Below are 12,039 nucleotides of genomic sequence, written 5' to 3' on the forward strand. Positions count from 1 at the left end.
CAGAACCCGCGCGCGAAGATGGAGGCGCGGGAGCTCACCCTGCGCTACGGCCCCAAGACGGCCATCCACAAGGTCTCCCTGGCCATCCTCGACCGCCAGGTGACGGCGCTCATCGGCCCCTCCGGCTGCGGGAAGTCCACGTTCCTGCGCTCGCTGAACCGGATGAACGACCTCATCTCGGGCACGACGCACTCGGGCACCATCCTGCTCGACGGCACGGACATCCACGACCGGGGCGTGGACGTGGTGGACCTGCGCCGCCGCGTGGGCATGGTGTTCCAGAAGTCCAACCCCTTCCCCAAGAGCATCTTCGAGAACGTGGCCTACGGCCTGCGCGTGGGCGGGATGAAGGACAAGGCGGAGCTGGCCGCGCGCGTGGAGAAGTCCCTGCGCGGCGCCGCGCTCTGGGACGAGGTGAAGGACCGGCTCGACGAGAGCGCGCTGGGCCTGTCCGGCGGCCAGCAGCAGCGCCTGTGCATCGCCCGCGCGATGGCCGTGGAGCCGGAGGTGCTGCTGATGGATGAGCCGGCCAGCGCGCTGGACCCCATCGCCACCGCGAAGATCGAGGAGCTCATCCACGAGCTGAAGGCGACGTACACCATCGCCATCGTCACCCACAACATGCAGCAGGCCGCGCGCGTCAGCGACCGCACGGCTTTCTTCTACATGGGTGAGCTGGTGGAATGCGGCCCCACCGAGCAGATCTTCACCAACCCGCGAGAGAAGCGCACCGAGGACTACGTCACCGGCAAGTTCGGGTGAGTGGAAGAAAAAAGGGGACCGGACACATGCCGTCGACGCATACGGACAAGGCCTTCGAGCAGGACCTGCGGGATTTGCGCGAGAAGCTCCTCGCCATGGGCGCGAAGGTGGAGAACCTCATCGTCCAGAGCATGAAGGCGCTCACCGACCGCGACAGCGCCCTGGCCGAGAAGGTCGTCGCCGCCGACAAGGACGTCAACCGCCTGGAGGTGGAGATTGACGAGCTGTGCCGCAAGATTCTCGCGCTGCGCCAGCCCGCCGCCAGCGACCTGCGCCTCATCACCACGGCGCTGAAGATCGTCACCGACCTGGAGCGCATCGGCGACCTCGCGGTGAACATCGCCGAGCGCTCCATGGACCTGAACCAGGTCCCCCCGCTGGCGCCCTACGTGGACACGCCCCGGCTGGCGGAGCTGGCCCAGCGCCAGGTGAAGATGTCGCTGGACGCCTTCGTGTCCGGCGACGTCACCAAGGCCGAGGAGGTGCTCCGCGGCGACGACCTGCTGGATGCCCTCTTCCTGAAGATCTTCAACGAGCTCCTCGCCTACATGATGGAGGACTCGCGGAACATCCGCCGCGCCACGGCGCTGATGTTCATCGCGAAGCACCTGGAGCGCATTGGCGACCACGCGCTGAACGTGGCGGAGATGGTCGTCTACATGGTGCGCGGCAAGGACATCCGCCACCCGCAGAGCCGCAACCTCGCCGACTAGCCCGGCGCCGCTTCACCGGCCTGTCACCGCGAATTGCCCGGCGCGCCCCGCGCGCTTCGCGGACCTGACGTGGAGCCCCTCTAGCGTGCTCACCGTGGTCGCGCCATGACGGCGCACCGGCCCCGGGGATTGCCCGCGAATGCTGCTCGCTTCCACCGTCCTGCTGATTGCCGCCTGCTTCGGACTGTTCGCCCTCACCGTCCAGTTCGCGCTCGTGCTGCGCCACCGGCGCGAGGCGCCGCCCGCCGCGCGCCCGGGCGCCGTACGCCCCGGCATCTCCATCCTCAAGCCGCTGTGCGGCGTGGATGACGACCTGGAGGCCAACCTCGCGCAGTTCGCCGCGCTGGACTACGCGGGCGCGTACGAGGTGGTGCTCGGCGTCAAGGATGCCAGGGACCCTGCCTTCGCCGTGGCCCGGGCCGCGGTCGCCCGCTGGCCCCACGTCATGCGCCTGGAGGTCCAGGAAGGCGAGCCGGGCCACAACCCGAAGGTGAACCAGCTCATCACCCTCGCCGACCGGGCCCGCTTCGACCTGCTCGTCATCAGCGACAGCAACACGCGCGTGGCGCCCGGCTACCTGGAGGAGATTGCCCGCGCCTTCGAGGACCCGGAGGTGGGCTGCGTCACCCACCCCGTGACGGGCCTGGGAGAGCGCACCTTCGGCTCGCTGCTGGACAACCTTCACCTGGGCAGCAGCGCGGCGGCGGGGATGATTGCCGCCAAGCGGCTGGCGGGCCAGGACATCGTGGTGGGCAAGTCCATGGCGCTGCGCCGCGAGGACGTGGACGCGCTGGGCGGCTTCTTCTCCGTGAAGGACGTGCTGGCGGAGGACTTCGTCATCGGCCAGTGGGTGACGCGCAAGCTGGGCCGGCGCGTGGTGGTGGCGCAGACGCCGGTGTTCAACGTGTCGCTGCGCAAGAGCGTCCTCTCCTTCTTCCAGCGCTACCTCCGCTGGAGCGTCATCCACCGCACCGCCGTGTCGCCTTCCACCTACTTCGCCCAGGCCCTGCTCAACCCCACGCCGCTGGCCCTGCTGGGCGCGCTGCTCGCCCCCTCCTCCCAGACCGCGGCCGTCTGCCTCTGCGTGGCCCTGGGCAAGGTGGCGGTGGACCTGAGCACCGTGCGTGCCCTGCGCGCCCAGCCGCTGACCTGGGACGCGGTGCCCGCGGTGTTCGCCAAGGACGCCCTGCTCTTCACCGCGTGGGTCTACGCGCTCTTCTCCCGGACGGTGAACTGGCGCGGCACCCGCCTGCGCGTCGGCCGGGGCACCCGGCTGGTACCGCTGCGCACGGCCGGCCTGGAGGCCGCGCCCTCGCGCCGGATTCTCGCCGGCTGACGCCCCGCTGGAGCGGCGTCAGCGCTCCGCCGGGCATTCCAGGCCCCGCGGAGCGCCCTTCCGGCGCCTGCCGGGTCGCCTGCTGGGTTGGCGCCATCTCATCGCTCGCCGTGAATGATGGCGCCCTTCAGCAGCGTTCATCTCCTGTCGGGGGAGGACGATTGGCGCGACTCGCAACGGACACTGGCGCAAGAAAGGTCCTGGTCGTCGATGACGACGCGGATTGGCGGGAATTCCTCCGCCTCAGCCTGGAGGACCTCGGCTACGAGACGACCGAAGCCGCGGATGGGCAGGAAGCCCTGGAGGCACTGAAGCGGGGTGGCCGCTACCGGGTGATGCTGCTGGACCTCAACATGCCGGGCATGTCGGGGTTGGAGGTCGTCGAGCGCCTGCCGCGCGGCCCGCAGCCCCGGATCGTATTCCTGACCTCCGCGGCGGCGCAGGATGTAGGCAGCGCGCTGCTCTCCGGGCCGCACTACTACCTGCCAAAAGGTGCGAGCCGCGACCAACTGTCACTCCTCTTGCAGTCACTTGGTGAGTGAGCAGTCAGCCTCCGGCGTATAGGGTAGAGGGCCCCTGAGAGGAGGGCCATTATCGTCACCGAGCTTCTCATCATCCTGTTGCTGGTCCTGGCCAATGGCGTCTTCGCTGGCGCGGAGCTCGCCATCATCTCCGTCCGCCGGACCCGGCTGAAGGAACTGATTGAGCAAGGCAGCGCCTCCGCGAAAGCGGTGGAGGCCCTGCGTGGCAACCCCGAGCGGTTCCTCGCCACGGTGCAGATTGGCATCACCGTCATCGGCGCCACGGCGGCCGCCTTCGGTGGTGCGAGCATCGCCACCCGCCTGGGAGACGTGCTCACCGGATTCGGCATCCCGGAGCAGCAGGCGGACGAGGTCGCCCTGGCCGGCGTGGTGGCCTTCGTGTCGTACCTCTCCCTGGTGCTGGGTGAACTCGTCCCCAAGTCGCTCGCGCTGCGTGCCGGCGAGCGCTACGCGCTGCTCATCGGCCGGCCCCTGCGCGGACTGTCCTGGCTGATGCGGCCGGTGGTGTGGTTCCTCACCGCCAGCTCCAATGTGGTGCTGCGCCTGTTCGGCGACCGGACCAACTTCACGGAAGGGCGCCTGTCCACCGAGGAGCTCCAGCAGCTGGTGGAGGAAGCGGCGAAGCAAGGCACGCTGGACCCGCACGCCAGCGAGATTGCGTCACGCGCCTTCGAGATGGGCGATGTGACGGTGGGCGAGCTGTCGGTGGCCCGGGACCAGATGGTGGCGCTGCGGCGGCACTCCAGCCCCGAGGAGATTCGCCGCGTCCTGCTGGAGGGCGGCCACTCGCGCATGCCGGTGTACGAGGACACGCTGGACAACATCGTCGGCTACGTCATCGCCAAGGACCTGCTGGGCGTCGCCTGGGAGGGCAACCTCATCATCCTCGAGGACGTCATGCGCCCGCCCTTCTTCGTCGTGGAGACGATGCGGGCCATGGACGCGCTGAAGGAGCTGCAGAAGCGGCGCATGCAGCTCGCCGTCGTCGTGGACGAGCGCGGCGGCGTGGTGGGCCTGGTGACGGTGGAGGACCTCGTCGAGGAGCTGGTGGGCGACATCCTCAGCGAGACAGAGGTGCCGGAGGAGCTGGTGAAGCGCGAGGGGGCGGGCACCGCCCTGGTGCTCGGCACCGCGAGCATCCGCGACGTCAACCGGGCGCTGAACCTGGACCTGGACGAGGACCAGGACTACGCCACGGTGGCCGGCCTGTGCATCGCGCTGTCCGGCGGCGCCATCCCCGAGCCGGGCACCAAGGTGCAGACGGAGGGAGGACTCACGCTCGAAGTCGTCGAGTCCTCGCCCCGCCGCGTGCGCACCGTGCGCTTCCACCTGCCCCAGCAGGCGCCCGCCGAGGCGTGACGGGGCCTGGGCCTCGCTTACGGACGCGGGGGCCAGGTGGAGCAGTAGAGCTCTGCGCCGTCTCCGTAACCGGCCGCATTCCTCGCCTGGATATAGAAGGTGAAGGGCGTACGGTCATTGGGAACCTCGGTGACGTGATAAACCAGCTCCGTGGTGTGCCAACTCGTGGAGTTGCCGTTGATGACGGCCGAAAGGCGGTACTCCGTCACGGGGTGCCCGAAGTCGAACTCCGGCGGCTCCCAGGTGAAGGAGATCCATCCGTCTCCCCCCTGGCACCTCGCGTTGAGCGGCTCCGAGGGAGCCCTCGTGGGCATGGCCGAGATCCGCTCGGAGACCTCGCCCCAGCCCGCGGCGTTCATCGCCTCGACGGTGAACTGGTACGTCGTGGCGTTCTCCAGCTCCTCCAGGCGCAAGCGTGGCTCGGACGTCTCCACCGTTCGCAGCACCTCGTCTCCCAGATACGCCGTCACCCGGTAGTTGGTGATGATGCTGCCGCCCGTGTCCTCGACAGTCCAGGACAGGGTCACCCGTTCGCTGCCAGTCGTGGCGGTGACGCGGGGCGCTCCGGGTGTGGTGAAAGGAGTCGCCTCGACGGAGGCCTCGGGCCCCCGGGCATGCCCGTTGTCGGCGGTGACGATGAAGGTATACGCCGTCCCATTCGTCAGCGCGGAGAAGGTCGTGCCCAGTTCCGTCGCGGGCACCGTCACCGTCGCGTCTTCCGACGTCTCGGAGCGCACGGTGACGACGTAGCCGCCCAGCGGCATGCCCTTGTCATCCGCGGCTTCCCAGCTCAGTGCCACGTGTTGATTGCCCGCGACGGCGACGAGGTTCTGCACTGCCCCGGGCGTCACATGCGGCGTCACGGCGTCGGAGCGCGCGGAGGCGGCGCCTCGTCCCCGGGCATTCCGGGCGACAACGCTGAATGCGTAGGCCGTTCCATTCTCCAGGTCCGTGATGATGGCCTGCGTCTCCGAAGCGGGCGCCGTCACGGTCCGCGCTTCGGAGTCCCCCACGAAGACCTGCACGATGTACTCGAGGATGGCACTGCCGCCATCAGAGGGGGCACCCCACGTCACGGTGGCCTGCCCGTCGCCAGGCACGGCCACCACGTTCGAGGGCGCCTGCGGCAGCGTCACCTCGGGCTCCGGGGTGATCGGCGGCTTCTCGTCGGAGCCACCACACCCCAATCCCACAAACACCCCCAGGCACACCGCGGCCACCAGTCCGATTCGTCCGTTCATCCTCACAGTCCTCCCCCCGGGAAACCGGGCAATCGCTGCGTACCGCAGGACGACTGCCACCGGGAAGAGGCTGTGGAGACCCAGCCCCTGCGGACGGTGCACGCGGCTCCGGGATGCGAGGGTTCATGCCCCTCGAATCCCGGGCACTTTCAGCCGCTCGCGCGGCGGGCTTCGAACCCGCGGCCTTTGTCTCCGGAGGCCAACGGTGAGCTCAGGGCCGGAGCTTGACGTGCAGCAGGTCCAGGCGGCGCGACGTCGGCGTGTACCAGGTGCCGTCCAGCTCGAAGGCCGTCGACAGGCCCCCGGTCAGCACCACACCATCCGTCACCGCCGTCAGCTGGAAGGACTGGAGCGGGTCGAACACCCGCACCCAGCGCGTTTCGAGCGTCGGCGTGAAGCTGGCCACCGTGGGCCGGCCCGGGGCGACAAGCTCTGGCAGGCCCACGGTACCGAGCCCCAACTGGCTGCCCTGCCCCGCCTGGACCGTGAAGAGGTTCCCCGACGCATCGACGACCAGCGAGCCGAAGGTCGCCGTGCTCCCCGAGAAGTGCCGCAGCGTCAGCTCCGCGCCCGTGGAGGAAAGCCGGCCGATGAAGGGCTCCCGGTCTCCATCGTAGTAGTCGTCCGGCGCCGCACTGGCGTAGCTGTTGCCCGCGAAGGTGAAGCGGCCGTCGAAGTCGCCCGTGAAGGCCACGCCGCCGTCGGGCAGCACCGCCACCTGGTACACGTCCGCGTACAGCGCGTCGGAGGCCGTCGGAAGCAGCCAGTGCCACAGGGGAGCGCCATCCACGCTCCAGCGCGCCACGAAGGCGCCACTCCCGGAGATGGCTCCGGAACCGAAGTCCGTGCCGGCCCCAGCCCAGCCGCCGACAGTGACGTTCTCCTGCGCGTCCACGGCGACACTCAGCGCCCGCGTCCCCTTCATCGCGTTCGTCGCCAGCACGCGCGCCCACTGGTAGGCGCCGTCCCACTGGACCTTGAGGACGAAGGAGTTCGGGTACTCGTCGTCGTAGGGATACGGCTTGCCGGAGTACACCTCCCCGCCTCCGAAGTCCGTCGTCCCCCAGAAGGCGCCCGTCACCACCGCGCTGCCGTGCGCATCTGTCGTCAGGTCATGCACGAGCATGGGGTTTTCGAAGGACTCCTCATCCGCGCGGAACCACGCGGTGTAACCCCGCGTCCAGTCCACCGCGCCCGAGGGCGTCAGCTTCATCACGAACATGCCCCACCCCTGCGGCAATGGCCCCTTCCCCAGGTCCGGCGCCCCCTTGTACTCACCCGCGACGAGCACGTTGCCCAGCGTCGTCACCGTCACCCGGCGGAACTCCACCTGGGGCTGGGCGAACGTCAACCGCCACAGGACGGTGCCATTCGCCTGGTGCAGCGTCACGACGTCGGTCTGCTCGGCCCAGGGAGCGCCGTCCCTCATCTGTTCCTGCGTGCTGACAACGGCGAAGCCGCCCCCGGGCGCCGGCGCCGTATCCCGCGCACGTTCCGCCGCGGCATTGTTCGTCTGCTTCACCCACGCCGTCGTCCCCTCGGGCTGAGTGCCGCGGTACGAGCAGAAGGCGTCGCTCTCGGTGACGATGACCAGCCGCGGCGCCGCGTCCAGCACCCCGGCCCTCCGCGCGTCATCCGCGGCGAAGCTCAGCCCCAGGGTGGAGTCGGCGACCAGTGCGAAGGCGTGCCGGCCCGAGCTCGTCACCGCGCTCGTCACGTCGTACTCCACCCACTGGTCCTTCTTCACCGCGCCCACGTCGCCCACTTGCTCCAGCATCGCGGGCGGGTTCTGCCAGGTGGCCGACGCCGGCTCGAACGGTTGCGCCTTGTAGAGCCGCGGCCCGTTGTCCGTGGCCTCCAGGGCGTAGAGCTGGAGCAGCACGCGGCGCACCGGCGCCGAGTCGAGCTGGACGTCGAAGTCCAGGTAGCTGGCCATCGCCGGAGCGCCATCCACGCGCAGCGCCGCGTCCCGGTGGAACGTCGTCGTCGGGCGCTCGGCGCTCACGTAGGTGTCATGGCGAGGGCTGAGGGCCTTCGCGATGACCTCCCGGCGCGTCAGGCACGCATCCGTCGGAGCACCGCGCTCCCCGCCCGTCCACACCAGCAACTGCGGACCGCGCGAGCTCGAAGCCTCCCGCGAGTTGAAGACCAGCCCGTCACTGGAGGTCGCGCATAGAGACCAAAGGTGACCTCCCCGTTGCCGCGCACCAGGTCCGTCACCTCGTAGTCCACGTAGCCGAGCGGCGCGAGGAAGGGCAGCTGGTCGACCTTGTTCCCCACCTGGGTCGGACGCGTGTTCCAGGTGACGCTCGTCTCGCTCCACGCGCCCTGGGTGGCGTAGACCGCCGGGCCCCCCCAGCGTTCCATTCTCTCCCACGTACATGCGCAGCACCGCGCGTTGAACCGACTCCGCCAGCCCCTGGACATCGAAACGCAGGTGCACCTCCTGCTGAGGCGCCTGGTCCACCCGGAGCTCCAGGGCCCTGCCACCCTCCGGCGAGGTCGGTGCATCAGCGGAGACAGACGTGTCCGCGCTCGGACTGAAGACGACCGGAGCGCCCGACACGGAGATGGGCACCGCCGGGTGCGCCGGATGGTCCTCAGCGGACTGGACGGTGAGGACGAGCTGGGGCCGCAGCGAGGCGTTCGGGTGCTCACTCGAGGCAAGCGTCACGCCGTCCGTGCTGTCCGCCACCAGGTGGACATCCGTGTACGCCCCCGTGGAGACATACAGGTTCGAGATGTCCAGTTCGATCCACGTGCCGCTGGCCACCGTCCCCGCGCTGGACAGGATGTTGTCGAACCGGCTCGGCCGCGTGTTCCACGTCGTCAGCTCGTTCCAGTCCCGCCCCGACAGGCGCGGGTCATGCGCGGTGGGCCCGTCCGACGAGCCATCCAGCGCGTACACCCGCAGCCGCGCCGTCGTGATGGTGCCTTGCACCGACGCGACATAGAAGCGTAGGTAGGCCTCGGACTCGGGCGACCGGTCCACCTCCATCGTCGGCTCCGAGCCGAAGCTCGTCGTCGGCGCCGTCGCCGACACATACGTGTCCGCCGCGGCGGAGATCGTCACCGTCTGCGTGACGAGCTCCTGCTCCTGGCTCCCCGTCTCGACCACCGCGGCCTGGTCAGCCGAGACTCCTGGTTGGGAACTCCCGCACCCATTCAGGAACGAAAGCGCCACTCCCAGCCCCCAACCCCTGACTCCCATTGTCCAGCGTTTCACGTGACCTCTCCCTCGCGTGCTGCCCTTGCGATGGGAAAGCAACAGGTACGCCAGGGCATGCGAGCCCTTGAACGGCTCCGAGGCCGTGCTTGCTCGATGAAGCCATGGCCACCTCGTGAATGGGCAGCCAGGAGCACACCGGCCCATCGCGAGAGCAAGCACTTCCGGCCGCCACGGCGCGGCGCCTGGTGGTTGCCATCGTGGCTGCTCAGGGGGCCCCAGCGACGCCTGGCAGTTCCCCCGCGGAGTGCTCCAGGAAACGGCCCTCCAGCCCCCGCGTCAGGTACTGTCCGGGCAGAACCCTTCCGGGCGGAGGCCGGGGACATGGAACGTCAAGCGTCGTGCGTCTGCGGGCAGTTGCGGCTGGTCTGTGTGGGCGACCCTATCCGAGTTTCAATGTGTCACTGCCTCGCCTGCCAGCAGCGCACCGGCAGCGTCTTCGGCGTCCAGGCTCGGTTCCCTCGCGAGGCCGTCATCGCTCGCCAGGGTGACGCGACCGCCTTCACTCGGACGGGCGACAGCGGGAACACCGCCACCCTCTACTTCTGTCCACGATGTGGAACCACCGTGTACTGGGAGATGGCCACGCAGCCGGACGTCCTCGCGGTCGCCGTGGGGGCCTTCGCCGATCCTGGGTTTCCCCCGCCCCGCCTCTCCGTCTACGAAGCCCGCAGCCATGCCTGGGCCCTTCCCTCGGGCGTCGACCTCGAGCACCTGGACTGATTCGCGACTCGGCGGCTTGCGTCGGGCTCCCGTGCCTACCGACAAGCTCGAGCGCTGCTTGCGTCCGGGCGAGGCGGGAGCTGGAGCCCCGAGCGCAGCGCTTGCTGAGTGAGGTTCGGTCATCGGGCGCCACCGGATAGGCGGCGCTTCGATATCCCGGCGGATGTGCCCGCGCAAGGGCACGCGGCTGCCGGCTGTCAGCCCCATCGGTAAAAGCGAAGGACCCGGGGCCGGCGGAGAATTTCCCCACCGACTCCGGGCCCTTTCACCAGCGCGCGATGCGGGCTTCGAGCCCGCGGCCTTTGGCTCAGGAGGCCAAAGGCCCAAGGTCAGGGGGCCATGGGTGTGGCCTGCACCGTCGCGGGCGGCCCCAAACCAGCGCTGTTCTCCCCTCGAATGGTGAACGTATAGGTCGTTCCATTGGTGAGGCCCTCCGCCATCCAGGAAACGCTGCTCCTCCCGATGCCGAGCTCCAGCCCTTCGACTTCGGGCTCCACCGTCGCGACGTAGCGGGACAGATTTCCCTCCAGGTATGGCGGCGGCTCCCATTCGAGCAACACGTGCCCGTCCCCGGGCGTCGCGACGAGGTTTCGCGGGGCCTCGGGAACTGGGTAGGGCGTTCCTCGCCACCTGGCCGAAATGGAGGCGCTTCCGGCCTCGGTATGGACGAAGACCACCACCTCGTACTCCACCCCGTTGACGAGCCCCGTCACCACCAGTCGTGTCTCGGTCGTCTGCTCCCGCAGAGTCGGCGCGCTTCCCGCCCGCACCGGCGCGACAGTCACGGCGTAGTGCGTGATTTCACAGCCACCTGTGTCCGCCGGCTGCAGCCACCACAACGAGAATTGCCCATCGCCATACGTCCCCAACACTCCGGGCACAGGGTCCGGCTGCAAACACGGCCGCACCGCCGGAAGCTCACCGACGGCCCCCAGCCCCACTGCGTTGCGGGCCGCGACGGTGATGCGATACGGCGCCCCCGTGGTCAGCCCCAGGAACGCCTGTCTTTTCTCGGTCGTATCAAATGCCTGCACCACCGTACCCTCCAGGCTCAGCTCGACGTGGTAGCCGGTGATGGGGCTGCCGCCCGTGTCGCCGTCCTCCCATGTCACGCCCAGCGCCGTCCTGGACCGGCCATACAGCGTGAGGCTCGGCGCGCCCGGGACCGACACGGGCGTCACCGCGACCGGAGCGGACTCGGGGCCTCCCACCACGGCGTTGGTGGCCGCGACGGTGACCCGATAGCCCGTGCCATTCGTCAGCCCTGACACCGTGGCCCGAAGCTCGGTTGATGTCTGCGTCGCGACGGTGGCCTCGCCCTCTCGCACCGTCACGGTGTAGCCAGTGATCGGCATCCCCGTATCCTCCGGGGGAGCCCATGCCACCTCGATACTGCGGTCGCCCGGTGCCGCGGTGACCTCGCGCGGCGCTCCTGGGATGACATGCGGAATCACCGGTTCGGAGGGGACGGATGCGGGCCCCTCACCCTGCGCGTTCCTCGCCGCCACGACCAGCCTGTACGTCTCGCCATTGGTCAACCCGGAGACGGTGACCGAGGTCGACGTGCTCTCCTGCGACCGGGCCACCTCGCCATTCAGCAGGGCGCGGACGACGTATCCCAGGATGGGGCTGGAACCTTCATCCACGGGCGCCGACCAACTCACCGTGGCTTGCGCGTCTCCAGCAATGGCACTCACGGCATGGGGGGCTCCCGGCTTTGCGGGAGACTCGGAACCACCACAAGCCGCGGCTCCCAACAAGAGAACCAGGCACCATGCCTTCATTGGCAGACGGCGCATGACTGTCACCTCGCTCCAGGCACCGTCGACAGCCCCCCCAGCGGGACTCGCCGCCACCTGGCAGAAGAGCGCGGACTCTACAGGACGCCGACCGTCGCCGAGATTGGGTGATGTCAGACACCGCGTTCAGGAAGCGAGACAACGCTTCAGCATGCCTGGAAGTCTTCGATGTCCGCGAGAACGAGAAGAGCCCGGAACCGGAGGAATCAGCTCCTCGGTTCCGGGCCCTATCTCAGCGCGCGATGCAGGATTCGAACCTGCGGCCTTTGGCTCCGGAGGCCAACGCTCTATCCAGCTGAGCTAATCGCGCACACTGCTCGAACGGCGGGGCACAAGTA

The 12,039-nt window shown here is 69.1% G+C and carries 10 protein-coding genes, 1 tRNA gene and 1 pseudogene; 6 read left to right on the plus strand and 6 right to left on the minus strand.

Features of this window, described 5'->3' with window-relative positions:
* The first annotated feature begins 18 nt into the window (after positions 1–18).
* The 5 genes from pstB (at position 19) to VZL07_RS00485 (ending at position 4,712) form a co-directional block, all read left to right on the plus strand.
* Complete coding sequence (pstB, locus tag VZL07_RS00465; protein ID WP_426757207.1) at positions 19–762, plus strand: phosphate ABC transporter ATP-binding protein PstB; 744 nt, start codon at positions 19–21, stop codon at positions 760–762.
* Positions 763–788: 26 nt separating this feature from the next.
* Positions 789–1,475: a phosphate signaling complex protein PhoU gene (gene phoU, locus VZL07_RS00470; protein WP_426753288.1), complete on the plus strand. Its 687-nt coding sequence runs from the start codon at positions 789–791 to the stop codon at positions 1,473–1,475.
* A 139-nt stretch (positions 1,476–1,614) separates the two neighbouring features.
* A complete protein-coding gene (locus tag VZL07_RS00475; RefSeq protein ID WP_426753290.1) occupies positions 1,615–2,811 on the plus strand; it encodes a ceramide glucosyltransferase in 1,197 nt (398 codons plus the stop codon).
* Positions 2,812–2,972: 161 nt separating this feature from the next.
* Positions 2,973–3,353 carry a response regulator gene (locus VZL07_RS00480; protein WP_426753292.1) on the plus strand — a complete coding sequence of 127 codons (381 nt, stop codon included), beginning with the start codon at positions 2,973–2,975 and terminating at the stop codon, positions 3,351–3,353.
* A gap of 78 nt (positions 3,354–3,431) precedes the next feature.
* Complete coding sequence (locus VZL07_RS00485) at positions 3,432–4,712, plus strand: hemolysin family protein (RefSeq protein WP_426753294.1); 1,281 nt, start codon at positions 3,432–3,434, stop codon at positions 4,710–4,712.
* 17 nt (positions 4,713–4,729) lie between these two features.
* Here VZL07_RS00485 and VZL07_RS00490 read toward each other — a convergent pair whose 3' ends face one another.
* From VZL07_RS00490 to VZL07_RS00505, 4 genes and pseudogenes are all read right to left on the minus strand, one after another.
* On the minus strand, positions 4,730–5,953 hold the full coding sequence (locus VZL07_RS00490; RefSeq protein WP_426753296.1) for a fibronectin type III domain-containing protein: 1,224 nt from the start codon (positions 5,951–5,953) through the stop codon (positions 4,730–4,732).
* Between the two features lie 211 nt (positions 5,954–6,164).
* Entirely contained in the window at positions 6,165–8,054 is a 1,890-nt protein-coding gene (locus VZL07_RS00495) for a DUF7594 domain-containing protein (protein WP_426757208.1), read from the minus strand.
* On the minus strand, positions 8,009–8,464 hold the full coding sequence (locus tag VZL07_RS00500) for a DUF7594 domain-containing protein (protein ID WP_426757209.1): 456 nt from the start codon (positions 8,462–8,464) through the stop codon (positions 8,009–8,011). Before VZL07_RS00500 ends, VZL07_RS00495 begins: the two co-directional genes overlap by 46 nt.
* Before the next feature lie 115 nt (positions 8,465–8,579).
* Positions 8,580–9,326: pseudogene (locus tag VZL07_RS00505) on the minus strand (DUF7594 domain-containing protein); the annotation flags it as partial.
* A gap of 249 nt (positions 9,327–9,575) precedes the next feature.
* Here VZL07_RS00505 and VZL07_RS00510 point away from each other — a divergent pair.
* Entirely contained in the window at positions 9,576–9,902 is a 327-nt protein-coding gene (locus VZL07_RS00510; protein ID WP_426753298.1) for a GFA family protein, read from the plus strand.
* Positions 9,903–10,231: 329 nt separating this feature from the next.
* On the opposite strand, the gene VZL07_RS00515 is transcribed toward VZL07_RS00510, so the two are convergent.
* Both VZL07_RS00515 and VZL07_RS00520 read right to left on the minus strand, forming a co-directional pair.
* On the minus strand, positions 10,232–11,599 hold the full coding sequence (locus tag VZL07_RS00515; protein WP_426753300.1) for a fibronectin type III domain-containing protein: 1,368 nt from the start codon (positions 11,597–11,599) through the stop codon (positions 10,232–10,234).
* Positions 11,600–11,937: 338 nt separating this feature from the next.
* Positions 11,938–12,011: transfer RNA gene (locus VZL07_RS00520), tRNA-Arg, on the minus strand.
* Positions 12,012–12,039 lie beyond the last annotated feature (28 nt).

Origin of the sequence: Pseudomyxococcus flavus, assembly GCF_050038885.1 — a bacterium.
Lineage (GTDB): Bacteria > Myxococcota > Myxococcia > Myxococcales > Myxococcaceae > Myxococcus > Myxococcus flavus.

What these genes read in the sequence shown, in the direction of transcription:
- pstB (WP_426757207.1), top strand. Translation starts at nt 19, where the DNA reads ATGGAGGCGCGGGAGCTCACCCTGCGCTACGGCCCCAAGACGGCCATC.
- phoU (WP_426753288.1), top strand. Translation starts at nt 789, where the DNA reads ATGCCGTCGACGCATACGGACAAGGCCTTCGAGCAGGACCTGCGGGAT.
- VZL07_RS00475 (WP_426753290.1), top strand. Translation starts at nt 1,615, where the DNA reads ATGCTGCTCGCTTCCACCGTCCTGCTGATTGCCGCCTGCTTCGGACTG.
- VZL07_RS00490 (WP_426753296.1), bottom strand. Translation starts at nt 5,953, where the DNA reads ATGAACGGACGAATCGGACTGGTGGCCGCGGTGTGCCTGGGGGTGTTT.
- VZL07_RS00500 (WP_426757209.1), bottom strand. Translation starts at nt 8,464, where the DNA reads ATGCACCGACCTCGCCGGAGGGTGGCAGGGCCCTGGAGCTCCGGGTGG.
- VZL07_RS00510 (WP_426753298.1), top strand. Translation starts at nt 9,576, where the DNA reads ATGTGTCACTGCCTCGCCTGCCAGCAGCGCACCGGCAGCGTCTTCGGC.